This is a genomic window from Streptomyces sp. NPDC047880 (assembly GCF_040706515.1).
Taxonomy (GTDB): domain Bacteria; phylum Actinomycetota; class Actinomycetes; order Streptomycetales; family Streptomycetaceae; genus Streptomyces.
The window spans coordinates 1-24,484 of record NZ_JBEZOK010000018.1 but is presented as its reverse complement, the minus strand read 5'-3'; the positions used below and the strand labels follow the sequence as shown (position 1 = coordinate 24,484).

The 24,484-nt window shown below is 72.2% G+C and carries 22 protein-coding genes; 10 read left to right on the top strand and 12 right to left on the bottom strand.

The genetic code is table 11. The features are described from left to right. Positions 1–88 precede the first annotated feature (88 nt). Positions 89–1,480 carry a UDP-N-acetylmuramate--L-alanine ligase gene (gene murC, locus AB0937_RS25015; protein WP_366714413.1) on the top strand — a complete coding sequence of 464 codons (1,392 nt, stop codon included), beginning with the start codon at positions 89–91 and terminating at the stop codon, positions 1,478–1,480. Between the two features lie 14 nt (positions 1,481–1,494). Beyond that, the gene (gene msrB / locus AB0937_RS25010) at positions 1,495–1,902 is read left to right on the top strand and encodes a peptide-methionine (R)-S-oxide reductase MsrB (RefSeq protein WP_234846453.1); all 408 of its coding nucleotides are present in this window, start codon (positions 1,495–1,497) and stop codon (positions 1,900–1,902) included. An 8-nt stretch (positions 1,903–1,910) separates the two neighbouring features. On the opposite strand, the gene AB0937_RS25005 is transcribed toward msrB, so the two are convergent. After that, positions 1,911–4,820 carry an ABC transporter substrate-binding protein gene (locus AB0937_RS25005; protein ID WP_366714412.1) on the bottom strand — a complete coding sequence of 970 codons (2,910 nt, stop codon included), beginning with the start codon at positions 4,818–4,820 and terminating at the stop codon, positions 1,911–1,913. Positions 4,821–5,266: 446 nt separating this feature from the next. Here AB0937_RS25005 and AB0937_RS25000 point away from each other — a divergent pair, with 446 nt between their 5' ends. Beyond that, positions 5,267–6,205 carry a Dyp-type peroxidase gene (locus AB0937_RS25000; RefSeq protein WP_366714411.1) on the top strand — a complete coding sequence of 313 codons (939 nt, stop codon included), beginning with the start codon at positions 5,267–5,269 and terminating at the stop codon, positions 6,203–6,205. On the opposite strand, the gene AB0937_RS24995 is transcribed toward AB0937_RS25000, so the two are convergent. From AB0937_RS24995 to AB0937_RS24985, 3 genes are read right to left on the bottom strand one after another with little or no spacing between them, the layout of a single operon-like run. Next, entirely contained in the window at positions 6,130–6,936 is an 807-nt protein-coding gene (locus AB0937_RS24995) for an FAD:protein FMN transferase (RefSeq protein ID WP_366714410.1), read from the bottom strand. The two genes, AB0937_RS25000 and AB0937_RS24995, sit on opposite strands and share 76 nt — an antisense overlap. A gap of 4 nt (positions 6,937–6,940) precedes the next feature. Beyond that, on the bottom strand, positions 6,941–7,354 hold the full coding sequence (locus tag AB0937_RS24990) for an FMN-binding protein (protein ID WP_366714409.1): 414 nt from the start codon (positions 7,352–7,354) through the stop codon (positions 6,941–6,943). Positions 7,355–7,367: 13 nt separating this feature from the next. Beyond that, positions 7,368–8,654 carry a ferredoxin reductase family protein gene (locus AB0937_RS24985; RefSeq protein WP_366714533.1) on the bottom strand — a complete coding sequence of 429 codons (1,287 nt, stop codon included), beginning with the start codon at positions 8,652–8,654 and terminating at the stop codon, positions 7,368–7,370. Positions 8,655–8,860: 206 nt separating this feature from the next. On the opposite strand from AB0937_RS24985, the gene AB0937_RS24980 reads away from it, so the two are divergent. The 6 genes from AB0937_RS24980 to AB0937_RS24955 all read left to right on the top strand — a co-directional run bounded on the left by AB0937_RS24980 (position 8,861) and on the right by AB0937_RS24955 (position 14,640). After that, positions 8,861–9,568: a response regulator transcription factor gene (locus tag AB0937_RS24980; protein WP_366714408.1), complete on the top strand. Its 708-nt coding sequence runs from the start codon at positions 8,861–8,863 to the stop codon at positions 9,566–9,568. Then, the gene (locus tag AB0937_RS24975; RefSeq protein WP_366714407.1) at positions 9,565–11,022 is read left to right on the top strand and encodes a HAMP domain-containing sensor histidine kinase; all 1,458 of its coding nucleotides are present in this window, start codon (positions 9,565–9,567) and stop codon (positions 11,020–11,022) included. The genes AB0937_RS24980 and AB0937_RS24975 overlap by 4 nt, the downstream gene beginning before the upstream one ends. Positions 11,023–11,103: 81 nt before the next feature. Continuing rightward, positions 11,104–12,228 carry an ABC transporter ATP-binding protein gene (locus AB0937_RS24970; RefSeq protein ID WP_366714406.1) on the top strand — a complete coding sequence of 375 codons (1,125 nt, stop codon included), beginning with the start codon at positions 11,104–11,106 and terminating at the stop codon, positions 12,226–12,228. Further along, entirely contained in the window at positions 12,225–12,932 is a 708-nt protein-coding gene (locus AB0937_RS24965; protein WP_366714405.1) for an ABC transporter permease subunit, read from the top strand. The genes AB0937_RS24970 and AB0937_RS24965 overlap by 4 nt, the downstream gene beginning before the upstream one ends. Continuing rightward, on the top strand, positions 12,929–13,594 hold the full coding sequence (locus tag AB0937_RS24960; RefSeq protein ID WP_366714404.1) for an ABC transporter permease: 666 nt from the start codon (positions 12,929–12,931) through the stop codon (positions 13,592–13,594). Before AB0937_RS24965 ends, AB0937_RS24960 begins: the two co-directional genes overlap by 4 nt. Positions 13,595–13,683: 89 nt before the next feature. After that, complete coding sequence (locus tag AB0937_RS24955; RefSeq protein ID WP_366714403.1) at positions 13,684–14,640, top strand: ABC transporter substrate-binding protein; 957 nt, start codon at positions 13,684–13,686, stop codon at positions 14,638–14,640. Between the two features lie 161 nt (positions 14,641–14,801). Here the strand turns inward: AB0937_RS24955 and AB0937_RS24950 are convergent, their stop codons facing one another. The 8 genes from AB0937_RS24950 to AB0937_RS24915 all read right to left on the bottom strand — a co-directional run bounded on the left by AB0937_RS24950 (position 14,802) and on the right by AB0937_RS24915 (position 23,156). After that, the gene (locus tag AB0937_RS24950; RefSeq protein ID WP_366714402.1) at positions 14,802–15,386 is read right to left on the bottom strand and encodes an ATP/GTP-binding protein; all 585 of its coding nucleotides are present in this window, start codon (positions 15,384–15,386) and stop codon (positions 14,802–14,804) included. Further along, on the bottom strand, positions 15,373–15,732 hold the full coding sequence (locus AB0937_RS24945) for a DUF742 domain-containing protein (RefSeq protein ID WP_366714401.1): 360 nt from the start codon (positions 15,730–15,732) through the stop codon (positions 15,373–15,375). The genes AB0937_RS24950 and AB0937_RS24945 overlap by 14 nt, the downstream gene beginning before the upstream one ends. Before the next feature lies 1 nt (position 15,733). Continuing rightward, on the bottom strand, positions 15,734–16,165 hold the full coding sequence (locus tag AB0937_RS24940) for a roadblock/LC7 domain-containing protein (RefSeq protein WP_366714400.1): 432 nt from the start codon (positions 16,163–16,165) through the stop codon (positions 15,734–15,736). 14 nt (positions 16,166–16,179) lie between these two features. After that, positions 16,180–18,594: a nitrate- and nitrite sensing domain-containing protein gene (locus tag AB0937_RS24935; protein WP_366714399.1), complete on the bottom strand. Its 2,415-nt coding sequence runs from the start codon at positions 18,592–18,594 to the stop codon at positions 16,180–16,182. Positions 18,595–18,785: 191 nt separating this feature from the next. After that, the gene (locus AB0937_RS24930) at positions 18,786–19,796 is read right to left on the bottom strand and encodes a substrate-binding domain-containing protein (RefSeq protein WP_366714398.1); all 1,011 of its coding nucleotides are present in this window, start codon (positions 19,794–19,796) and stop codon (positions 18,786–18,788) included. A gap of 862 nt (positions 19,797–20,658) precedes the next feature. After that, positions 20,659–21,903: a cytochrome P450 gene (locus AB0937_RS24925; RefSeq protein WP_366714397.1), complete on the bottom strand. Its 1,245-nt coding sequence runs from the start codon at positions 21,901–21,903 to the stop codon at positions 20,659–20,661. 126 nt (positions 21,904–22,029) lie between these two features. After that, entirely contained in the window at positions 22,030–22,488 is a 459-nt protein-coding gene (locus AB0937_RS24920) for a DUF6114 domain-containing protein (protein ID WP_366714396.1), read from the bottom strand. Then, positions 22,488–23,156, bottom strand: a complete 669-nt coding sequence (locus tag AB0937_RS24915; RefSeq protein ID WP_366714395.1) for a DUF6230 family protein — start codon at positions 23,154–23,156, stop codon at positions 22,488–22,490. The genes AB0937_RS24920 and AB0937_RS24915 overlap by 1 nt, the downstream gene beginning before the upstream one ends. Positions 23,157–23,742: 586 nt before the next feature. Here AB0937_RS24915 and AB0937_RS24910 point away from each other — a divergent pair. After that, entirely contained in the window at positions 23,743–24,393 is a 651-nt protein-coding gene (locus AB0937_RS24910; RefSeq protein ID WP_366714394.1) for a Tat pathway signal sequence domain protein, read from the top strand. Positions 24,394–24,484: the final 91 nt, after the last annotated feature.

Below are 24,484 nucleotides of genomic sequence, written 5' to 3'. Positions count from 1 at the left end.
GTTCCCCGCGCCCCTGATGGGCATGTCGGCCCTGCGCACGCATAGGCTTGGCTCCGCTAACCCCCGTCACCCGAACTTGGAGACACGCATGGCAGCCGGCCTTCCTCCCGCCATGGACCGACCGCACTTCATCGGGATCGGTGGCGCCGGGATGTCGGGGATCGCGAAGATCCTCGCGCAGCGCGGGGCCGTCGTGGCGGGCAGTGACGCCAAGGAGTCGGCGACGGCCGAGGCGCTGCGCGCGCTGGGCGCGACCGTGCACATCGGGCACGCCGCGGAGCACCTCGCCGACGACGCGAGCTGTGTGGTCGTGTCGTCGGCGATCCGGCAGGACAACCCCGAGCTGGCCCGCGCGGCCGAGCTGGGTGTCCCCGTCGTGCACCGGTCCGACGCGCTCGCCGCCCTGATGGACGGGCTGCGGCCGATCGCCGTCGCCGGGACGCACGGCAAGACGACCACGACGTCGATGCTGGCCGTGTCGCTGAGCGAGCTGGGCCTGAAGCCCTCCTACGCGATCGGCGGGGACCTGGACGCGCCCGGCTCCAACGCGCTGCACGGCGAGGGCGAGATCTTCGTCGCCGAGGCGGACGAGTCGGACCGCAGCTTCCACAAGTACGCCCCCGAGGTCGCGATCGTCCTCAACGTCGAGCTCGACCACCACGCCAACTACGCGTCGATGGACGAGATCTACGCGTCGTTCGAGACGTTCGTGGACCGGATCACCGAGGGCGGCACGCTGGTGATCGCGGCCGACCACGAGGGCGCGCGGGAACTGACGCGCCGGGTCGCCGGGCGCGGCGTGCGCGTGGTGACCTACGGCGAGTCCGAGGACGCCGACGTGCGCATCCTGTCGGTCGTGCCGCAGGGGCTGAGGAGCGAGGTCACCGTGGTGCTGGAGGGCGCGGAGCTGACCTTCGCGGTCTCCGTCCCCGGCCGGCACTACGCGCACAACGCGGTCGCCGCGCTGGCGGCCGGCGCGGCCCTCGGCGTCCCGGCGGCCGAGCTGGCCCCGGCGATCGCCGCCTACACGGGGGTCAAGCGGCGGCTCCAGCTGAAGGGCGAGGCCGCGGGCGTGCAGGTCATCGACTCCTACGCGCACCACCCCACCGAGATGACCGCCGACCTGGAGGCCATGCGCGCGGCGGCGGGCGACGCCCGGATCCTGGTCGTCTTCCAGCCGCACCTGTTCTCGCGGACCCAGGAGCTCGGCAAGGAGATGGGCCAGTCCCTCGCCCTCGCGGACGCCTCCGTGGTGCTGGACATCTACCCGGCCCGTGAGGACCCGATCCCCGGCGTGACCAGCGAGCTGATCATCGACGCGGCCCGGGCGGCGGGAGCGGACGTGACGCCGGTGCACGACAAGGCGGACGCCCCCTCGGTCGTCGCGGGAATGGCGAAGCCGGGGGATCTCGTTCTCACCATGGGAGCGGGCGACGTCACCGACCTCGGCCCGCTCATCCTGGACCGTCTGTCGAACTGAGGGGCTGGAGGCTCATGCCGTACGACGTCGAGAAGCCGGACGAGCAGTGGCGCGTGGAGCTGAGCCCGGGCGAGTACGCGGTGCTGCGCCAGGCGGCCACGGAGCCCGCCTTCACCGGTGAGTACACCGACACCAAGACCCGGGGCGTCTACTCCTGTCGTGCCTGCGGAGCGGACCTGTTCACCTCGGACACCAAGTTCGAGTCGCACTGCGGCTGGCCGTCCTTCTTCGACCCCAAGGACACCGACGCGGTCGAGCTGATCGAGGACCGGTCGCACGGCATGGTGCGGACCGAGGTGCGCTGCGCACGCTGCGGCTCGCACCTCGGGCACGTGTTCGAGGGTGAGGGGTATCCGACGCCCACGGACCAGCGCTACTGCATCAACTCGATCGCGCTGCGCCTCACCCCCGAGCAGGACTGAGGCGGCGCTCAGCGGATCCGGCACTCCTGCTGTGTGAGGGGTGCCGTGTTCCCCGCCGTGCGGCGGCACACCACATGGGGTTCGGAGGTGCCGTCGTCGGCGCGGCTGACCTCCTTGAGGACGATGCTGTGCCCCCTGCGGTCGCCGTACAGCGGGGCCCCCGTGAAGTCGATGGTGCCGGTCGCCATGCCCTCGATCTTGACGCTGCGCAGATTCACCCAGGTCGAGGCCCGGCTCTGCGGCCGGTCCCCGCGGGTGGCCGCCCAGAACAGGGCCCGGGTCGCGTCATGGGCCAGCGCGGTCTGGCCGCTGGCCAGGGCGGGGCTGTCGTACCGCAGGCTGTGGCCGCGCAGCCCGGGCAGGTGCTTGGCGGCGTCCAGGTAGAAACCCGTCCTGGTGGCGGCCTTCTCCAGTTCCGCGAGGGCCGCGTGGTACAGCGTGACCTTCGGGGCGACGGACTGGCCGCCGCCCGCGAAGTCGGCCTTGGACAGGTCGTCGCCGGTGAGGATGGCCAGGGGCTTTCCGGCGCAGCCCGGCTCGGTGCCCAGCTGGTTCATCAGCGGGTCGATGTCCTCCACCCGGCCCGCGAAGTAGATCACCGACGGGACCCGGCCGCCGCGGCAGATCTCCTGGGCGTGCGAGCGCAGTTCCGGCTTGCCGCCGCTCAGGGTGTAGCGCCGCTGGTCGAGCGGGGTGAAGCCCTGCCGGCGCAGCATCCGCTGGCCGTAGCGGGCCTGCTCGTCGGTGTAGAGGTCGTCGGTCCTCGCCGTGTCGCGGGCCAGGACGAGGGAGTACTGACGCCGGTCCGGCGTGCGCAACTGGGCTGCGATCAGGCCGAGCTGACGGGTCTGCCACTCGTCGGTGGCGGCCAGGCTGAACCAGTTGGCGAACTCGCGGGGCAGATACGTGGCGGAGTTCGTGCCGGAGACGACCGGCAGGCCGGCCTCCATCAGGGTGCGGGTCGTCGCCCGGCTCGACTTCAGGTCGCGGCCGGTACCGACGACCCCCACCACGGTCGGGTCGTGGGCGGCGTACGCGGCGATCGCCTCCGCCATCTCCACCTGCCGGCCCAGGTCCACGCCGCCGTTGGCGATCAGGACGCGCAGCTTCACGCTGGAGTTCTCGTTGATGACGGCCTGCGCCAGATACACGCCCGCCAGCTCCTCGGCGCCCTTCACCAGGGAAGAGCCGGCCGCGGTGTCGGCGCTGAGCGGTCCGGCGTAGACGACGGTGACGTACTTGCCGGCATGCCGTCTGAGGACGTTCGCGTTCTGCCGGGCTATGAGCTCCTCCAGGTCGGCCACCGTCCAGGGCGAGTCGTCGTCGGCCGTGAGCGCTTTGACGTCGTCGCCGGCCTGGGGTGCGGGCAGCCAGTCGGCGAAGCGGACGTCGGCCGTCGCGATGCCGATGCACTCCGTACGGCCGTCGGACCCCTGCTCGCGCCGGGTGTCCCGGTTGGCGGTCAGCACGGACGCCGAGCAGTACCGGTCGTGCAGGGCGTCGGCCCGCATGACGGCCGCCGCGGTGACCAGGGCGACGACCAGGACCAGGCTGTGCAGCGCCCACACCAGCCGGGCGGGGGTCGGCCGGGTGGAGGCCCGCAGGTGGTGGCGGCCCTCCTCGACGGGGCCCAGCTGGTCGTGCGGCAGCGGGACCTTCATCACCCACGGGAGCACGGACCGTTCCCGGCTGGGTGACTGCTCGGCGCGCAGGTTGCGGCCCCACTCCTGGTACCAGGTGCGCAGCCGGACCCCGAACGTGGGCGGCGCCGTGTCCGGGGCGGGAGCCGTCTGGACGACGCTGCGCTCCAGACGCTGTACGTCGTGCGCGCGCATCGCGGCCACCACGAGCAGCGGGTCGAGCTCGCTGCGCCGGCTGCGGACGTCGCTGATGGCCCGGATCAGCTCGATGCCGCCGTTGCGGTCGTCCGCGTGCGGCAGGAACAGCATCGGCGGGCGCGGGCGTTTGAAGCCGCGCAGGTCCCAGCTCCAGCGGCGGTGGTTGTCCCGCAGGTCCTCGCGCAGCGCCAGCACGCACAGCTGGAGGTGGAAGTCACCGCCCGCCGCCAGCGCCTCCGCCACGTCGTAGGCCCGGGCCGCGATCGCCCTCCAGGAGCGGACCGGCCGCAGCAGCGACGCCTCGGTGGGCTCCTCCTGGTCCGCCGCCCTCAGGAACGTCGTCGTCATGAACCAGCGGCTCTCCCGGCGCAGCCACAGGAAGATCGGGGCCCGGCCCGGCAGGACGTAGTTGAGGACGGTCAGCAGCAGCAGGAAGACCAGACCGGCGCCCACCGCGACGTACCACTCGCTGCGGGCCAGGAGCGCGGCGAGGACGGTCACGAGGCTCGCCGGGAGGATGTGCGCCATGTCGAACAGCGGCAGGCCGGAACGCCAGCGGGCCGTGTTCTTCGGCCGCCAGCGCTGCTGCGCCAGCTCGTTCAGCAGCCGCTGTCGCTGGTCCTGCCCCGCCTCGGGGCTGCCCGGGGCGGGGGACGGCCAGCTGTCGCCGAGCGCGGCGACGGCGTCGTCGATGGCGTGCACCAGCCGCAGTCGCGGGAACGCGTAGCGCCGGTAGACCGCCTTGGGGCCGCCCCACTTGCGCGGGTCGCTCAACGCCCGTACCAGGGCGGCGGCCCGGCGCACCTCCGTGGACCCCTCGTAGGAGTCCTGCGTCACCGCGCAGCGCGTGCCGTGCGCCTCCTGGCCGGTGTGCAGCTGGCGGACCAGCCCGGCCACCGCGTCGTCGTCCCCGCTCTCCTGCGCGTGCACGACGAACACCGGCATCGGTGGCTCGGTGCTCCTGCGGAAGTCCTGGATGAGGATCTCGAGCTGGTTCTGGAGGTGGCGCGCGGCGTCGCTCTCCGGCATGCCGTCGTGGCCCCCAGGGCAGTCCGGCGGCGTGCGAGCGTCCTTCACCATGGGCAACCCCCCGTCAACCTTCGGTGACTTACGACAGTAACCGGTGCCGATGAGGTACGAGTGGGTGACGTACGAAGTCGGTGGAGGTCCGCTCCCGCGCCGGGTGACAGCCGGGCCGGCTCGCCGGGGCCGCCGGGTGACGTACGACGGGTTCGGCAGTCCGCGCGACCCGCTGCCCGTCAGCGGCGCCTGCTCCCTCCGCCCGTCGCCCGGCGCGCACGCCCCGCAACGGGCGGACGGGCCGTCACCGCTCCGCACCGCGAACGCGGTGCCGCCAGGGCCGCGGGACGCCGAGGTGCCGGGGGAGGGGTGGGCGCGGCAACCGCTCGTGAGGGCCCGGGAGTTCCGGCCGCCCGTTCGCTGGGCATCGTGTCAGGGGCGTGGGCCGTACCGTCCCGGAGGGGGAGCGGACGTGCCGTGCCGTCCGGGCGAAGGGATGGGAACCCATGACGTCACCGCTGCCCTCGGGCGAGATGCTGCCGCAGCCGGTGCTGAACCCGCCGGCCTCGGTCGCGGTGTTTCTGGTCGCCACGATCGAACCCGGCGGGGAAGGCGCCGTGCGGGAGGCGCTGGGCGCGGTCGCGGGCCTGGTGCGGTCCGTCGGCTTCCCCAGCCCCGACGGCGGTCTCGGCTGTGTTGCCGGGGTCGGATCCCGGGCGTGGAGCCGGCTGTTCGGCGGTCCGCGGCCCGCGGAACTGCATCCGTTCCGCGAACTGGCCGGGCCCCGGCATCACGCGCCGTCCACCCCGGGGGACCTCTTCTTCCACATCAGGGCCGCCCGCACCGACCTGTGTTTCGCGCTGGCCGCCGAGCTGCTGCGACGGCTGCGCGGCGCCGTCACGGTACGGGACGAGACCCAGGCCTTCTCCTACTTCGACTCGCGCAACCTGCTCGGCTTCGTCGACGGCACCGAGAACCCGGTCGGGCAGGCCGCGGCCGACGCGGCCCTGGTCGGCGACGAGGATCCCGGCTTCCGGGGCGGCAGTTACGCGCTGGTGCAGAAGTACCTGCACGACGTGGACGCCTGGGACGCCCTCGCCGTCGAGGCGCAGGAGAAGGTCATAGGACGCACCAAGCTCACCAACCTGGAACTCGACGCACCCGGTTCGCACAAGGACGTCAACACCCTCCTCGGCCCGGACGGTGCGGAGTTGCGGATCCTGCGCTCGGCGATGCCGTTCGGCAGGCCCGGGCACGGGGAGTTCGGCACGTACTTCGTCGCCTACGCGCGCACGCCCGGGATACCCGAGACGATGCTGCGCAAGATGTTCCTCGGCGGGCCGGGCGCGGGCCCCGACCCGCTGCTGGACTACTCGCGCGCCGTCACCGGCAGCCTGTTCTTCATACCGCCGGCCGGCTTCCTCGAGGACCTGTCCGGTAGTTGACGTCCCGTCATGGCGTCCTGTGGCACCGGAAATCCCGCACTGCGCAGCACCCGTCGCTCCGTGTCCACCGCGAACACCTCGCAGTTCTCCCGGGCCGCGGCCCACTCGGCGCCCTCCCGGCCGAGCGCGAACGCCGCCGTCGCGACCGTGTCCGCCTCGGTCAGGGTCGGGGCGACGACGGTCACGCTGATCAGCCCGGTCGCCGGGCGGCCGGTGCGGCCGTCGAGGATGTGGTCGCCCCGTTCGTAGCGCGCCGAGGTCGCCACGGCCCGGTCCGTGACGTCCAGGACCGTGCAGAGCCGGTCGGCGCGTTCGGGGTGCCGCACGCCGACGCGCCAGGGACCGCCGAAGGCCACCACGTCGCCGCCGGCGTTGACGCAGAAGCGGTGTGCGCCCGCTGCCCGCAGCAGTTCGGCCCCCCGCTGCACCGACCACCCCTTCACCACGGCGCAGGGGTCCAGGCCACGGCCGGGCAGCCGCACGTCGAAGGCGCCCCCGGTGGCGATCCGGTACTCCTCGGACAGGTCAAGGACCTCACGCAGCTCCGGGCCGGGCTCGCGCACCTCACCCCGGTCGAGCCGTGACACCTCGCTGTCCGGGCGGAACGGACTGAACCGCGCGTCCACCTCGCGGAGCCAGGCGAACAAGCCGTCCACCGCCGCCTCGGGGATGTCCTCGTCGTCGATCCGTACCGACACGGGGAACCCCATGACGTGCTCGACGCGGCGCATCCCCTCAGCCCCTCGCGTCGATGGCGGCCTGGAGCGACTCCTTGTAGCCGTCGCTGGTGACCGTCGCGCCGGACACCGTGTCGATGTCGGCGCTCTGCGCCCGGAGCGTCTCCTCGATCAGCTGGGGCACGGCGGCCGTGGTCTGCGGGTGGTCCGGCTGCCGGAGCATCCGCACCGAGGCGATCCGGTCGCCGTCGAAGGTGACCTCGACGCGCACCGGGCCCTTCTCGGTGTCGACGAGGGACCCCGACACGACGGTGGTCGTGGTGCCGCCCGAGGAGGCGGCGGAGGGAGTGGACGCCGGCGCCGCCACCTCGGCGGGGGTGGACGACGATCCGGTGTCGTGCGCGGGGGAGTAGCGCCAGAGCGGGATCAGGCCCGCGACACTGAGGACGAGGACGGGCAGGGCTCGTTTCACGATTCTCTCCTCGTCATCCGGCCAGGCTGAAGCGTTCGAAGTGGATCTGGGGCCCCGGCACGCCGAGCTCGCGCAGGCTGCCCAGCACCGCCTTCATCATCGGCGGCGGGCCGCACAGGAAGACGTCCCGCTCGGCTAGGTCCGGCACCAGCTCGGCGAGTTCCCGCGGCGCCAGCCGGTCGGGCACGGGCGGGCCGGTCACCAGGTGCAGCTCGGCGCCCTTGGCCGACGCGAGGTCACGCAGTTCGTCGTGGAGGACGGCGTCCCGGTCCGTCGCGACCCGGTGGATCACGACGGCGTGCCCGTCCAGTTCCTCCAGCAGCGCCCGGATCGGTGTGACACCGACGCCACCCGCGATGAGCACGGCGTCGGGCCGGGTGCGGTGCAGGGCGGTGAAGGCGCCGTAGGGGCCCTCGGCGAACACGCGCGTGCCGGGCCTCAGATGCCGCAGGGCCGCGCTGCCGTCCCCGGCCCGCTTGACGGTGAGACGGAGCGTACGGCCGTCCGGGGCGGCCGACAGGGAGAACGGGTTCGCCTGCCACCAGCGGTCCTTGGTCAGGAACCGCCACAGGAAGAACTGCCCCGCCCGGGCCGGCAGCCGGTCCAGGTCGCGGCCCGTGATGTACACCGACACGACCTGGTCGTTCTCCGGGACGACCGCCGTCACCCGGAGCCGGTGGCGGACGTTCCGCCACAGCGGCAGCAGCAGCCGGCCGGCAGCAACCGAGGCCAGGGCCGCGCCCCACAGGCCGTACCAGTAAGCCGTCGCCACCGGCGACGAGGCGAACGTCGTCCCCGCCGCGACCTGGTGCGTGAACGCCAGCACCACCGCCACGTAGGTGTACAGGTGGATGAAGTGCCAGGTCTCGTAGGCCAGCCGGCGCCGGGCGTACCGGGCCGACACCACGCCGACCACGAGGATGATCGCCAGCGCGGCGATCGCCCGCAGCACGCCCTCGACCGTCTCGGCGAGATCCACCAGCTGGTTCACCGGGTCCAGCGACGAGGCCTGGGCGTAGCCGAGGACGATGAACACGGCGTGCGAGAGCAGCAGCCACAGCACCGAGAAGCCCGTCCAGCGGTGCCAGGACGTCAGCCGGTCCATGCCGATCCGCCGGTCGAACCACGGCAGCCGGGCCACCAACAGCAGCTGGAACGCCATGAGCAGCGCCGCGTACAGGCCGGTCAGCCGGCCCAGCACGATCAGCGCGTTCGAGGCGAAACCGGCCTGCACGAAGAACACGGCCACCGCGACCGCGTTCGCCAGCAGCACCGCGTACAGGCCGGTGCGCCCCACCACTCGGGGTCGCGGACCCGGGCGGGTCGCCGCGGGAGGTTGATGGAGGGTCGTCACGATCGGCAGCTCCTTGATCGGCTCCTGGTACACCGAGCTTGGCGCGCGGGAACTGTCGGGAAGCTGTCACTCGACTTTCAAGTGTTTATCGATCCGGCAGCGGGAGGGCGGGCGGCTATGGCGGCCCGGGACCCGTGCAGCACTATGAGCGCGTGGAGAAAGTACGGCTTCTCGTCGTCGACGACGACCCGCCCATCGCCGACCTCGTCGCGACCGTCGCCCGCTACGAGGGCTGGGAGGCGGTCACGGCGTACACCGGCGAGGACGCCCTGCGGCGGGCCGCCGAGTTCCACCCGGACATCGTGGTGCTCGACCTGATGCTGCCCGGCGTGGACGGCTTCGGCGTCCTGGACCGGCTGCGCGCCTCCGGCACGATGGTGCCGGTGGTCTTCCTCACCGCCCGCGACGGCGTCGCCGACCGGGTCGCGGGCCTCACCCGTGGCGGCGACGACTACCTGGTCAAGCCGTTCGCCGTGGAGGAACTGATGGCCCGGCTGCGGACCGTGCTGCGGCGCAGCGCCGGGCCCGCCTTCCAGCGGTCCGTGCTCCGGGTCGGCGACCTGACGATGGACGAGGACACCCGCGAGGTCCGGCGCGGCGCGCGGCTGCTGTCGCTGACCCCGACCGAGTACGAGGTGCTGCGCTACCTGATGCGCAAGTCGCCCACCGTGCTGACCAAGGCGCAGATCCTCGACCATGTGTGGGAGTACGGCTTCGGCGGCCGCTCCAACGTCGTCGAGCTGGTCGTCAGCCGGCTGCGCCGCAAGCTCGACGAGACCGGTGAGGGCGACGGGAGCGGCTCGCCGCTCATCCACACCGTGCGCGGCTTCGGGTACGTGCTGCGGCAGGCCGCCGAGTGATCGCCCGGCTGCGACGGGCCTACCGCGCCATGCGGCTGGGCACCCGGCTGGCCCTGGGCCTCGGCGCCCTGTCCCTGGTCGTGTTCGCCGTCGTCGGCACGGCCCTGACCACCTACATGCGGGACTACCTGTCGGCCCAGCTCGACACCCAGCTGGCGCAGGCCCAGATCGCCCAGTCCAAGAGCATCGCGGACTACGGCACCCTCTCGGGCAAGAAGTACTACAGCTGGTTCTACGCGGTGTACGACGTCTCCGGGGGCAGACCCGAACTGCGCAGGCCCGAGGACCCGGTCGACGTGCCCAAGGACGTCGACGACTTCACCGCGCTGGCCTCGGCGCAGACCGCCGCGCACACGGAATTGCTGCGCACCGAGCACCTGAGAGGCGCCGGCACCTACCGGCTGCGCGCCTGCGAGGTCGAGCCCGGGGTGGTCCTGGTCAGCGCCGCGCCCATGGACGAGATCGAGGACACGGTCGAGCAGCTGATCACCATCCAGGTCGTCACCTTCGCGCTCGCGCTGCTCGCCCTGGTCGTCTTCGGCCGCCGGATGCTGCGCCGCGGTCTGAAGCCGCTCAGCGACATGGCGTCCACCGCGCACGGCATCGCCTCGCACGACCTGACCGAGTCGGCGGCCCGGCTCCCGCTGCGGGTCGACGGCCGGGACGGCGGGCCCGAGGTGGACGAACTGCGCACCGCCTTCAACACGATGCTGGAGCACATCGACGACTCCCTCGCCGTGCGTGCCGAGGCCGAGCAGCGGCTGCGCCGCTTCGTCGCCGACGCCTCGCACGAGCTGCGCACCCCGCTGATGTCGGTGCGCGGGTACGCCGACCTCTTCCAGTACGCCGCCGCCAACGCCCCCGGGGAACGCGACCGGCACCTGGCCCGGTTGCGCGCCGAGGCCGCCCGCATGGGCATCCTCCTGGACGACCTGCTGCTGCTCGCCCGGCTGGACGCGGCGGAGGTGGAGACGCCGCTGCGCCTGGAGGAAGCCGACCTCGTGGAGCTGGTGGCGCAGGCCGCCGACGCCTTCCGCGCCGGCCACCCCGGCCATCCGCTGACCGTCCTCACCGGGCCGGGCCCGTTGTCCCTGCCGATGGACGCGTTGCGTGTCCGGCAGGTCGTCGACAACCTTCTGACCAACGCCGCCGTGCACACCCCCGCGGGCACGGAGGTGTCGGTGGCGGTGGCCGTCACACCCGGCGAGGCCGAGGTGCGGGTAGCCGACACCGGGCCGGGCATCCCGCCCGACGACCGGGCGCGCGTCTTCGACCGCTTCTACCGCGTCGACAAGGCCCGCAGCCGCGACCGAGGGGGCAGCGGCCTGGGGCTGGCGGTCGCCCAGTCCCTGGTCCGCGCCCACGGCGGCCGCATCGACGTGAACAGCGCACCGGGAGCGACGGTGTTCACCGTGCGCCTGCCCAGGAGCGGCGTACGCCCTGCGGACCGGTGATAGCCGCCCTCTAGACTCGTCCGGAAACAGCCCGTACGACCATCGGCCAACGCTTCCGCCAACCCGAAGGGCCCCGGCGCCTTGATACGGATCGAATCAGTCACCAAGCGCTATCCGGACGGCACGGTGGCTGTCGACCGGCTCTCCCTGGAGATTCCCGACCGCTCGATCACCGTTCTCGTCGGGCCCTCCGGCTGCGGCAAGACGACCACCCTGCGAATGATCAACAGGATGGTCGAACCGAGTGAGGGAACGATCCTCCTCGACGGCGAGGACATCCAGCGCCGGCCCGTCACCACCCTGCGCCGGTCCATGGGGTACGTCATCCAGAACGCCGGTCTCTTCCAGCACCGCACGATCCTCGACAACATCGCCACCGTGCCCCGCGTGCTGGGCTGGGGCAAGCAGAAGGCCCGGGCGCGGGCGGCGGAGCTGATGGAGCGCGTGGGTCTCGACGCCGCGCTCGCCAAGCGGTACCCGTACCAGCTGTCCGGCGGCCAGCAGCAGCGTGTCGGTGTGGCGCGGGCACTCGCCGCCGACCCGCCCGTCCTGCTCATGGACGAACCGTTCTCGGCGGTCGACCCGGTCGTGCGCAAGGGACTCCAGGACGAACTGCTGCGCATCCAAGACGAGTTGGGCAAGACCATCGTCTTCGTCACCCATGACATCGACGAGGCGATCAAACTCGGCACGATGGTCGCCGTGCTGCGCGAGGGCGGTCACCTCGCCCAGTACGCCCCGCCCGCCGAGCTGCTGTCCAGCCCCGCCGACGCCTTCGTCGAGGACTTCCTCGGGGCCGACCGCGGCATCCGGCGGCTGTCGTTCTTCCCTTCGGCCGAACTCCCGCTGACGACCGGCCCGGTCATCCCGGCCGACGCCGGCGCCGAGCGGATCGCCGCCGCCGACGCCCCCTGGCTGCTGGTCACCGACGCCGAGGGCCGACCCCTCGGCTGGGCCGAGCCGCGCGACCTGTCGGCCGGTGACATCGACCCCGGCCGGCTCCTGCCGCACGGACGGCCGTTCGTCCCCGGCACCGACTCCCTGCGGGCCGCCCTCGACTGCGCGGTGCTCTCCCCGGCCGGCTGGGCCGTCGCCGTGGACGACGCCGGGCGGGTGACCGGCGTGGTCTCGCAGGCGGCCATCGGCGAGGCGATCCGCAGCGCCCACGCCGCAGGCCACGCCGAAGAGGCCGAGGTCGCCTCGTGAACGGCTTCTTCGACATCCCGAGCGACCTCCAGCACAGCTACGCCGGCCTGATCGGACTGCATCTGCGCGAGGCCCTGCTGCCCGTCCTGGCCGGGCTGGTCCTCGCGCTGCCGCTCGCCCAGCTCTGCGTCCGGTTCCGCTGGCTGTACCCGCCCGTGCTCGGCGCCACCACCATCCTCTACGCCGTCCCGTCGCTGGCCTTCTTCGTGGTCCTCATCGACTACACCGGCCAGACCGAGCTGACCGTCATGATCCCGCTGGCCGTCTACAGCCTCGTGGTGCTCGTCCCGGCCATCGTCGACGGGGTGCGCTCCGTGCCCCAGGAGACCCTGGCCGCGGCCACCGCCATGGGCTTCGGACCCGTACGGCGTTACGTGCAGGTGCAGTTGCCGATCGCCGTGCCCGCCATCATCGCCGGACTGCGGGTCGCCACCGTCTCCAGCATCTCCCTGGTCAGCGTCGGCACCCTCATCGGCAACCAGGGCGCCCTCGGCAACCTGCTCGCCGACGCGCAGAAGTACGACCGGCCCGAACTGGCCGTCAACTCCGTGATCACGACGGCGGTCCTGGCCATCCTCTGCGACGCGCTGCTGGTGCTGCTGCGCGTCGTACTGACCCCGTGGATGCCGAGCGGCACCCGCAGACGCCCCAAGACCGGAGCGCGGCAGCCGCTGCCCGCCCGCCCGCAGGACGTGACCCGGTGAACGTACTGAACTTCGTCAACGCCTTCTTCAGCGACAGCGCCCACTGGCACGGCTACGACGGAATCCCGCAACGCCTGCTGGAACACGTCCAGTACTCCCTGCTCGCCCTGGCTCTCGCCGCCGCGATCGGCCTGCCCGTCGGCCTGCTGACCGGGCACACCGGACGGGGCGGCAACGCCCTCGCCTTCATCGCCACCGCGGCCCGCGCACTGCCCAGCTTCGGCCTGCTCGTGCTGATCGTCATCGTGATGGGCTTCGGCCTGCTGCCCGTGATGATCCCCCTGGTCGTCCTCGCCGTGCCGCCGATCCTGGTGACCACCTACGAGGCGGTCCGCACCGTCGACCCCGCTCCGGTGGACGCCGCCCGCGGCATGGGCATGCACGAGTCGCGGATCCTGTTCCAGGTCGAACTGCCGGTCGCGCTGCCGCTGATCCTGAGCGGTCTGCGCTCGGCGGCCATCCAGATCGTGTCCACGGCCACCATCGCGGCGTACGTCAGCCTGGGCGGCCTCGGCCGGTACATCGTCGACGGGCTCTACCAGCGCGACTACGAGAAAGTGGTCGGGGGCGCCACCCTGGTGGCCGTCCTGGCCCTCGTCACGCTGGCGCTGTTCTGGGCGGCGGGCCGGGTGGCCGTGTCGCCGGGGGTGCGCCGACGGTGAGACCCGGCGCGGAGTCTGCGCGGAGTCTGTAACAAACCGTGACCAGGGCGCTCTTGACTGATCACAAAGCGGCTGGATTGGATCGGTGGATGACTTTCACCGCGAACAGCAGCAGGTCCAGGACGAGGCACACCAGCGTGGCGGCCGTCGCGCTCACCGCCGCTGCGGCGCTGCTCGCGGGCTGTTCGTCCGGCGACTCCGGCGACAACCCCCTGGCAGGCGAGAAGGCGAAGGCCGGGACCGTCGTCGTCGGCTCCAACAACTTCGCCGAGAGCACCCTGCTCGCCGACATCTACGGTGAGGCGCTCAAGGCCAAGGGCCTCAAGGTCACCTACAAGCACAACATCGGCAGCCGTGAGACGACGTACGGGCTGATGAAGAACGGCTCCGTCACCGTACTGCCGGAGTACAACGGCTCGCTGCTGGCCTACCTGGACCCCAAGGCCGGGCAGAAGTCCGCCGACGCGGTGAACGCGGCCGTCAAGGCCAAGCTGGACAAGAAGCTGACGCTGCTTCAGTCGTCGCCCGCCGAGAACAAGGACTCGGTCACCGTCAACGCCGAGACGGCGAAGAAGTACGACCTCACCGCATCCTCCACTCTCGCGGACCTCAAGGACGCCGCCCCGGACCTGGTGATCGGCGGTTCCCCCGAGTTCCAGACCCGGCAGCAGGGTCTGAAGGGCCTGAAGTCCGTGTACGGCCTGGAGTTCAAGTCCTTCAAGGCGCTCGACGCGGGCGGCCCGCTGACCCAGGCGGCCCTGGCCCGGAACACCATCCAGGCCGCGGACATCTTCACCACGGACCCGACCATCGTGAAGAAGAAGTTCGTCGTCCTCAAGGACCCGCAGAACCTCTTCGGGTTCGCCAACGTCACCCCGCTGGTCAACAAGAGCGGCCTCCCCCAGAAGGGCGTCGACGCCCTCGACGCCGTCTCCGCCGAGCTGGACACGAAGACCCTGCTGGAACTCGACGCGCAGGTGCAGCTCGAGAAGAAGGACCCGCTGGACGTGGCGACGACATGGCTGAAGTCGGCGGGCCTGAACTGACGGCCTGACGGCCTGACGGCTTGACGGCTTGACGGCTTGACGGCCTGACGGCCTGACGGCCTGACGCCCGGCGGACATGGCGGTCCGACGGCCTCGCGGCCACCGGTCCGGCCCGGGCGGTTCCCACGACCGCCCGGGCCGGACCCTTCCGGCAGCCGCCCCTACGCCTGTACCGCCGACGCGATCAACTGGTCGATCAGCGCGATCAGCACGTCCCGGCACGACTCCCGGTCCCGCGCGTCGCACAGCAGCACCCGGACGTGGTCCGGCACCGCCAGTGCCTCCTTGATCTCCTCGGCGGGATACGGGTGTTCGCCGTGGAAGCCGTTGACACCGACGACGAACGGAATGCCCCGGCGCTCGAAGAAGTCGATCGCGGCGAAGCTGGCCCGGGGCCTGCGCACGTCGACCAGGACCACGGCCCCGAGCGCGCCGAGCGCCAGGTCGTTCCACATGAACCAGAACCGCTGCTGCCCCGGCGTACCGAACAGGTACAGCACCAGTTCCGGGCTGATGGTGATCCGCCCGAAGTCCAGGGCCACGGTGGTGGCCCGCTTCTCCTCGATCCCGTCGAGGTCGTCGACGCCCAGACCGGCCATGGTCAGGGGTTCCTCGGTACGCAGCGGGACGATCTCGCTGACCGACCCGACCATGGTGGTCTTGCCGACGCCGAAGCCACCGGCGATCAGGATCTTGACCGTGTCGGGTGCCGAAGACGCGTCAGTGGCAAGCTCAGAGCCGGCCAAGGCCGTCCCTCACTTTCTGCAGCAGGTCCAGGTCCGGAGCGGTACGGGAGACCGGGCGGGGCGGGCGGACGGTGATCCGGCCCGCCTCCAGCAGGTCGCACAGCAGGATGACGACCACGCTCACCGGCAGGTCGAGCCGGGCGGCCAGCTCCGCCACGGCGACCGGCTCGGCGCACAGCCGCAGGATCCGGGTGTGCTCGGGCTGGCACCGGGCCGCCGTGGCGGGCGGCGGATCGACCGCCGTGACCGTCGAGATGAGGGTGAAGTCGGCGCGGCTCGGGCGGGTCCGGCCACGGGTCAGGGCGAACGGTCTGACGAGCCGGGCCGCCGCATCACCTACGTCCACCTCACACGCCGGGACCGACGACGGGGCCGGCCACGCCCCGGGGCGCCGCGCTGAGGTGCTCGCCGATCTTCTTCACCAGCATGTTCATCTGGTACGCCACCACCCCGACGTCCGCGCCCGGCCCGGTCAGCACGACCAGGTGCGCGCCGGGCCCGGCGGAGGTCAGGATCAGATAGCTGTTGGCCATCTCGATGAGCGCCTGGCGCACCGGACCGCCCCGGAAGTCCATGCTGACGCCCTTGCTGAGGCTCATCAGGCCGGACGCGGTCGCCGCGAGCCGCTCGGCGTCGTCGCGCAGGAAGCCGGTGGACTTGCTGACCACCAGGCCGTCCTCGGAGAGCACCACGGCCTGGTTCACGTCGGCGACCCGCTCCACGAGTCCGGTCAGCAGCTGGTCGAGCTGGGTGTGCGTGGCGGGGATGGGGCGTGTCATTGCGGTGTCCTTCGTCAGCGGTCGGCGGGCGGAGTCGAGGGGACGGGTCCGGCGGCGGCCTGCCCGGGTACGACAGGCGTCTCGTCGGAGTGGGGCGGCGTGGCCGCGTCGTCACGGGCCCGGAGTGTGCCGCGCTGGAAACCGGCCAGGGAGGACGCGGCGGCCTCCGCGGTGAAGTCGTCGAGGGAGCCGTCGTCGCCGGCGGGCGCGGCCTCCTCGCGCAACTCCTCCACCAGGCTGGTCTGCGGCACCCTGCGGGGGAGCGGGGCGAGACCGTCCCGGCGGGGGAGGGCCTCGCGGGCCGCCGACGGGGCGGCGGAGGCGGTACGGGCCGTGACGAGGGGTCTGGGCTCGCGGGCTGCCCCGGCGGTGCTGTCGCTTGCGCGCGACGCCCCGCCGCGCTGCGGCTCCGCACTCGGCTCGGTGTCCGCCGTACCCCGTCCGTCCACGGCCGCCGGCCCTTCGTCCGGGGCGTCGCCGTCCGTCGGCCCGCTGTCCGCGAGCTCCCGCACCACGATCTCGTGCGGTATCAGCACGATCGCCGTGGTCCCGCCGTACGGCGAGGAGCGCAGGGTGACGGCGATGCCGTGCCGGTGCGCCAGCTGGGCGATCACGAACATGCCGAGGCGCAGGTCGTCGGCGAGGGCCACCACGTCGAACTGCGGTGGCACCGCGAGCTGTTCGTTGAAGGACGTGTAGTCCTCCTCCGACATGCCGAGGCCCCGGTCCTCCACCTCGACGGCCAGGCCCTTGGCCACCATGTCGGCCCGCACCGTGACGGCGCTCGGGGCGGGGGAGTAGGCGGTCGCGTTGTCGATGAGTTCGGCCAGCAGATGGATGACGTCCGCGACGGCGGGCGGCGCGACGAACACCTCCTCCTCGGTGAGCACCTCCACCCGCTGGTACTCGGCGACCTCCCCGACCGCGCTGCGCAGGATGTCGATCAGCGCCACCGGCTCGGTCCAGCTGCGGCCGGGCCGTTCGCCGCTGACGATGACGAGGTTCTCCTCGTAACGGCGCAACTGGCTTGCGGTGGAGTCCAGTTCGTACAGGCCCTTGAGGATGTCGGGGTCGGTGTGCTCGCGTTCCAGCGTGTCGAGCTTGCTCAGCTGGAGGTTGACCAGGTTCTGGCTCTGCCGCGCGATGCCCAGGATGATCTTCTGGAAGCCGCGCCGGGTGTCGGCGAGTTCGACGGCGGTGTGCACGGCGGTGCGCTGGGCGGTGTTGAACGCCCTGGCCACCTGGCCGAGTTCGTCGTGCCCGTAGTCCAGGGGCGTCGTCGCCGACTCCGGGTCGACCGTCTCGCCGCGCTCCAGCCGCGCCACCACGTCGGGCAGCCGCTCCTGCGCGAGGCTGACCGCGGCCCGGCGCAGACCGCGCAGCCGCCGGGACAGCGAGCGGGTGATCCGCCACGACATGCCGACGCACACCAGCAGCGCCAGCAGCCCGCCGGCGCTCAGCAGGGCCGCCTTGAGCAGCAGGGCGTCCGCCTTGTCGGCGCTGCGCTGCAGCAGCCCCGACGTCTGCTGCTCGATGAGGCCCGCGTACTGGTCGGACAGCTTGTCCATGGCGGCGGACCACTGCCGGTGCGCGTCCGGCAGGGCGATCCGGTCGGCGGTGGCGCTCGCGTTGCGCGACGCCAGCACCCGGTCCTCGACGGACTGCAGCGTCCGCCACTCCGGGCTCGCCAGGATCCGCTCGGTCTGCGCCTTGGCGCTGCCGGTCAGCTGCGGCAGAACCTGGTCCTGGACCAGCCAGCGCCGGGTGTTCACCATTTCCGTGAACTGGGTCCACGTCCTGTCGTCCAGGTGCCCCGTCGGCCAGGCCAGGGTCAGCTGCGCGTCCTCCCGGGAGACCAGCTCCGCCGCGTGTTCGAGACCGACCAGCGGGCCGGCCTGCGAGGTGAGGTCGCCGTCGTCGACCTGGGACAGTTCCTGGAACGCGTGGATCTGGTCGTCGATGATCGACGAGTACTGGTCGAGCACCTGCTGCGCGGTGATGTCGGTCGGGTTGTCCACCTGGTCCCGGTAGTACTCCAGGCTGCCCACCGAGCCCAGGACCGAGTACAGCCGGTCGGATACGCGCGCGGGCGCCTTCTCGATGGCGTCCGCCTGCCCGACCAGCTTGGCCACCGCCTCGTCGGTCTTCTCGCGCTGGGCGTCGAGCGCCGCCCGTGAGCTCTTCGGTGAGGCCAGGAAGGCGGCCGACAGGCTGCGTTCCCGCTGCAGCGCGAGCGTCGCGTCGGTGCCCATGGCGCCGGTCGACCGGCTGAGTTCCGTCTGGTCGCGCAGCCTGAGGCCCTCCGAGAACATCTGGATCGTCGTCACGCCCCACATGGCGGCGAGGGTGACGCTGGGTACGAGGGCCAGGAGCACCAGGGAGAGGCGTATGGAACCGAGGCGGCGCCGGGCACCTGTCCGTCGAGACATCGTCGTCCTAGGGCGATCAGCGGGGAGAGAGGAGCGGGAAGGGGGAGCGGTAGGGGGGTGTGGGGGACGGGCGCGGGGGTGGTGCCGTCCCGGGTGCGGCACATGGGATGCGCAGGATGTTATCCGTACAAGTGGACATGGGGGCCGGGCCTGACCGAATCTTTGGCGAGTTGGTCACAGGACATGCCCGGTCACCGGGTCCCGGCGGCCGCGAACCGCGCGACGGCGGACACGTTCGACCTGGTCACGAAGGCGGGCCCGGTGAGCACCGGTGACGTCCCGCCGCCGCTGACGTTGCCGTTGGTCCGGTACAGCCACAGGGCGTCCACCGCCAGGTAGCCCTGCAAGTAGGGCTGCTGGTCCACGGCGAACTGCACCCTTCCGCTCTTCACCGCCTCGACCAGGTCCTTGTTGAGGTCGAAGGTGGCGATCTTCGCCCGGCTGCCGGACTGCCGCACGGCGTCGACGGCACTGAGCCCGTACTGGGCACCCAGGGTGACGACCTCGTCGATGCTCGTGTCCTGCCGCAGCCGGGACGCGATCGCGGCGGTCACCGCGTCCATGTCGCTGCCGTCGACGTACAGGTTGTCGGTGTCGCCGTGGAACGTCTTCTTCATCCCCGCGCAGCGGGCCTCCAGCGCGACGTTGCCCCGCTCGTGCACCACGCACAGGGCGTGCCGGGCCTTGACGTCGTCCAGTTTGTCGCCGACGGCCCGGCCCGCGACGGACTCGTCCTGGCCGAAGTACTCCAGCAGGCCCGCGGGCCGCCAGGCGTCGATGCCGGAGTTGAGCCCGACGACGGGGATGCCGGCCGCCTTGGCCCGGGCGATCGGCCCGCGCATCGCCGCCGGCTTGGCGAGGGTCACCGCGATGCCGTCGACCTTGTCGTCGACCGCATCGCGCACCAGCGCGGCCTGTGCGGCCGGGTCGGCGTCGCTGGTGTACGTCAGGTCGACGCCGTCCTTCGCGGCGGCCGTTTCGGCGCCCTTGCGCACCAGGTCCCAGAACGCGTCGCCCTTGCCGCCGTGCGTGACCAGGGCGATCTTCATCCCGCCGCCCCGTCCGCCCGCCGCGTCCCCGTCCGGGCCGTCCCCGGCCGCGCCGAGGACGGAGCAGCCCGACACCAGCAGACACAGGATTGACGCCAGGGCCGCGACACGCAGGCCTCTCGCGGAGGTGTGCGGCGGGCGGGGACTGTTCATGGGGGGGCGGACCTCGCTGTGCGGCCGAGCAAGAGCAGGGGGAGAGCGCAGGCGGGGCCGCAGGTGTGCACCGCCCGGATGACTCTCGCTGGCCCGGAGCCAACCGTGTGTGACCACTGGTCGTCAAGTGAGCGGCCACATGCCGTGAGTTGATGCTGCCGCATCGTGATGATCTGTCCGGCCGGTCGAACAACGCGGGGCCGCGGATGCTCTCACCTCGGCTTTCCGTACCGTCCATGCGGTTCGGCCGGCCCGTGCGGACCTGCCTGGCGCCGGACGGAAACGCTTGCCGCCGAGGGTCTTCGGCCCCGCCAGGTGTACGACGTCGACGCCCCCGGCGTCGTGGAGGTCGTACGGCTCCTGGTGGACCGGCCCACCGCCCGTGCCGCACCGGCGCGCCGCCGCCTCCTGGGCCTGTCCTGCACCCTGGACCGCCCGGTCGTCCAACGGGCCCCCGACCGGGCCGGGCGGGACGGCCCCGACGTCCTGCACCGGGTCGCCATCGGCGCGTGGTGGACCCTCCGGCTCGCGAAAACCGCCCTCTCCCGACGCCCTCGACGAGGCCCTGCTGGGAGGCGGCCGGACCGGCGGGCGAAGGTACGGCGGGGTGGACGCCGTGCTGTTCGACCCCGTGCGGCGGACCTCGACAGCGGAGCTGCGAAGCGGCCCCGGAGGCCACATGGTGGTCCTCACCGGCGCGGCGGAGGCCGTCCGGGAACGCTGCGCGAGCGCGCCCGGCGAGCACGAGCGGCTGCTCGCCCTCGCCGCCCGGGAGACGGACGCCGGGCTGCGGGTCCTGGCCGTCGCCATGGCCGACCGCCCCGCCGGCGCCCGCCGTGCTGCGTGTCAGCCCGTCAGCCCGTCAGCCCGTCAGAACCGGCAGCGACCGATGGCCGTGCGAGATGAACGAGTCCACCGGCGGCAGCCCGTCCGCCGGTGCCGCGAGAGTGAGGCCGGGGAACCGGTCGAACAGGGCTGGCAGGGCCACGCGCGCCTCCAGCCGGCCCAGCGGGGCGCCCAGACAGTGGTGGACGCCGTATCCGAAGGCCAGATGATCCTTGGACGCGCGCGTGACGTCGAAGACGGCGGCGTCCGGGCCGTGCTGCTCCGGATCGCGTCCGGCGGCGGCGTACGCGGCGAGGATCGCCTCCCCCTTGCGGATCACCGCGCCGTCCGGGCCGCCCAGTTCACCGAGGGAGAGGTCCTCGACGGCGTAGCGCAGCGGCAGACTGGCCACCGGTGCCTCGGCCCGCAGGGTCTCCTCGATGACGTCGTCCCAAGAGGCCCGCCCCTTGCGGACGTGCGCGAGCTGGGCGGGGTGGGTGAGCAGCGCGTGGACGGCGTTGTCGAGCAGGTTCACCGTCGTCTCGTGACCGGCGCTGATCATCAGCATCAGCGTGTCGAGCAGCTCCTGCTCGCTGAGCCGCGTGCCGCTCTCCTCCTCGTGGGCCGAGATCAGCGCGGAGGTCAGGTCGTCGCCGGGCACCGCCCGTTTCGCTGCGACCAGTTCACCGAGGACGGCGTAGAACCGGGCGTAGATGTCGGCGACTTCGGCCGCGTCGGCCGAGGTGTGGAAGACACCGTCCACCACGGCCCGCAGCTCGGCACCCAGCTCCTCCGGCAGGCCGAGCAGCTCGCCGATGACCTGGATGGGCAGCGGGTAGCAGAACTCCTCCCGCAGATCCACCGCGTGGCCGCCGGCCCCCGCCTCGGCGACGCGGTCGAGGAGCGCCTCGGTGATCTCCTCGATCCGGGGCCGCAGTGCGGCGGTGCGGCGGGCGGTGAACGCCTTGGAGACGAGGGTGCGCAGCCGTTTGTGCTCGGTGCCGTAGGCCGTGAACATGTTCCGGACCGCCACCCAGGTGTACAGCGGCCAGTCGGGGGAGACCTCGCCGTCGTTCCAGCGCTGCCAGTGCCGGCGTGGGTCCTTCGACACCCTCGGGTCGGTGAGCAGCCGCTTCAGCAGCGGCGCGCTGCTGACCGCCCAGGCCGGGACGCCGTGGGGGAGTTCGACGGGCGTGACGGGGCCGCGTGCGCGGATCCGGGCGGCCTCGCCGTGGATGTCGCGGCCGGTCGGGTCGATCACCGTCGGGTGGCTGAACTCCATCTGACTCTCCCTGGACTGACGACTGGTCACGGGGCGCGCACCCAGCCGGTGGGCGGGCGCGCGGCAGGTCCAGCCAAGTGGGCCGTGGCCGGGTGGCGCCAGGGGAGGGAGGATCGCTGACCTGATTCAGGCGGTCTGGCCGGTCTTGCGCTCCAGGGGCTGTGGTGCGGTTCGCGCGGCCTCGGCCTCCCTGCGGCGCCGCCTGCGGCTGACGCGGGGTTCCTGGTCCGGGAGCCAGCCGAAGGCGAGGCAGCTGCCGGCCACGCCCAGGAGCAGTCCGACGAACAAGCCGCCGAGGTTGGAGGTCAGCCAGGTGCCCAGGGAGACCAGCACCCCGATGACCGAGTAGAACAGCCGCTGGGCGGGGTTGAAGAGGATCAGCACCCCGCACAGCAGCATCACGACCGGGAGCAGGTAGCCGGCCAGGCCCTGCATGCCGACATGCAGGATGACGTCCAGCGACGCCTTCAGCGTGAGCAGCACCTCCGCCCCGCCCAGGGCGAGCAGCAGCCCGCCCCAGAACGGGCGGTCGGCCCGCCACTGCCGGAAGGCGGGCCGGACACCCTCGCGCGGACCGCGCGACATCAGCACCCCGATCCGCTGAAGCCCAGCTTCAGACCGGGCAGCTTGAACACACCGGCGGTCGTGGCGTAGTTGGTCTGCCGCAGGTTGGCGATGTGCACCGTGTCGGACTGCTGGCTGAAGACGCCCTTCGGCCCCCGGCCCTTGGGGCCGGCCTTGTCGAGCGTGCTGGCGTCGTTGCCGATCTCGATGTTGTTGAACGCGGCGTCGCCGGACAGCTCGGTCGAGTCGGTCGTGAGGTCGCTGGCGGTGACCTTCTGCGCGCCCTCACCGGCCCGGATGACCAGGTTCGTGCCGCCCAGGTCGACGCTCTGGCACAGCTTGGTGAGGGTCGCGTTCTTGATCACGGACGTGACGACCAGCACCTGGCCGCCGGTGTCGCCGGCGTTGGGGCTGCCTTCGGCCATCTCGTCCAGGCCGCCGAACTGCGCGAAGCCGGTGCCGTTCAGCTCGGTCGCGGTGACGGTGAACGGCATGCCGGAGATGGCGAACTGCACGCCCAGCGCCCCCTGGGCGGTGAGCACCGCGAGGCCGGCGGCGGCCAGGGTGGCCGGCACCGCCATCACCGCGGCCCGGCGGGCCCGGACTCGTCCGCGTCGCGCGGGAGTGTCACCGGCATCCGGGGCGGCGCCGCCGTCCGGTCTTTCGGGGGTCTGCTCGGCGGAGGTCATGTCTGCTCCAGGTGCATGTGGGTGCGGATCGGACTCGGTGGCACGTTGCCCTGGCGCGGACATCGACCGCGTACGCACGTGGCCCGCAACTCCCGGCGGTTGCAAGGGCTTTCTCGTTACGCCGCAGTAGCCGATGAGGAAGTTACCGGGGGTTACATGAAGGGTCAAGGGAAGTGTGGACAAAGAGTGGTGATTGTGCGGCACGGGTGAGTCTCCGCTGTTCCGAAAGACTCAGACTCCTGACAACTCCCTTGCGGGGCCTTGACGTTGGCGGATACGCAGGTCTACAACTCTCCTCGTCCCACCGGGTCCGTGGCGCCGGATCCGTCGCCCGGCACGTCCGCGTGTCCCGGACCCGCCCGTCCCCGAACGGGCATCCCGTCGCCAGGTGCGTCCGCACGGGCTTTCCTCGCCCGAGTCCCCTTGTCACGGCACGGTCGCTTCCCTCGTGCCGCGCCACCAGCCACCCCCCGCCCGGCCCGGCCGGAGGCCCCCTCCCGTGTGAGCCTCCGGCCGGTGACCGGCCTGCCGTCGCCCGGCGCACCCCCTCTCCCTCACCCCCCGCTATCGAAAGAGGTACACCCGCATGCGTACGCGCACCCTGCTCGCCTTCACCGCCGCCGCCGCCGCCGTCGCCGCCCTGGGCCTCGCCGCCCCCGCCTCCGCGGCCGACACCCCCGTGCTGACCACCACCGACGGCGCGGCCGTCGCGGTCGGCGACGTGCTCGACGCGTCCCTGGCGAGCGGCACCGCCGCCACCTTCTACTCCAGCGCGACCGGCACCAGCGGCATCTCCTGCACCAAGTCGGCGTTCTCCGCCACCGTCACCGACAACCCGGCCGCCCCCGGCACCGCCACCGAAACCCTGACCTCGCACACCTTCGACACCAGCGGCTGCACCACCAACGTCGTCGGCGTGCTCGGGGTCAGCGGCATCACGGTCGACAACCTGCCCTACACGACCAGCGTGTCCTCCGGCGGCACCGTCTCCGTGACCCCGGCCGCGGGCTCCACCGTGCAGTCCACGGTCAAGCTGCGCACCCTGCTCGGCAGCGTCACCTGCGTCTACCAGGCCCCCGGCCTGACCGGTTCCGCGAGCAACGCCGACCACAGCATCGCCTTCACCAACCAGCAGTTCACCAAGGTGTCCGGCTCGTCGCTGTGCTTCGCCAACGCCTTCTTCACCGCCAAGTACGCCCCGGTGACCAAGGGCGGCGTCGCCGTCGACGTCAACTAGTAGTGCTTGGTCAGGTCGGTGTTGGGCTGGTTATGTCGCGGTTGCAGGTGGGGCAGGCGCCGGTCCAGGTCGCGAGGAGTGTCTGCAGCTC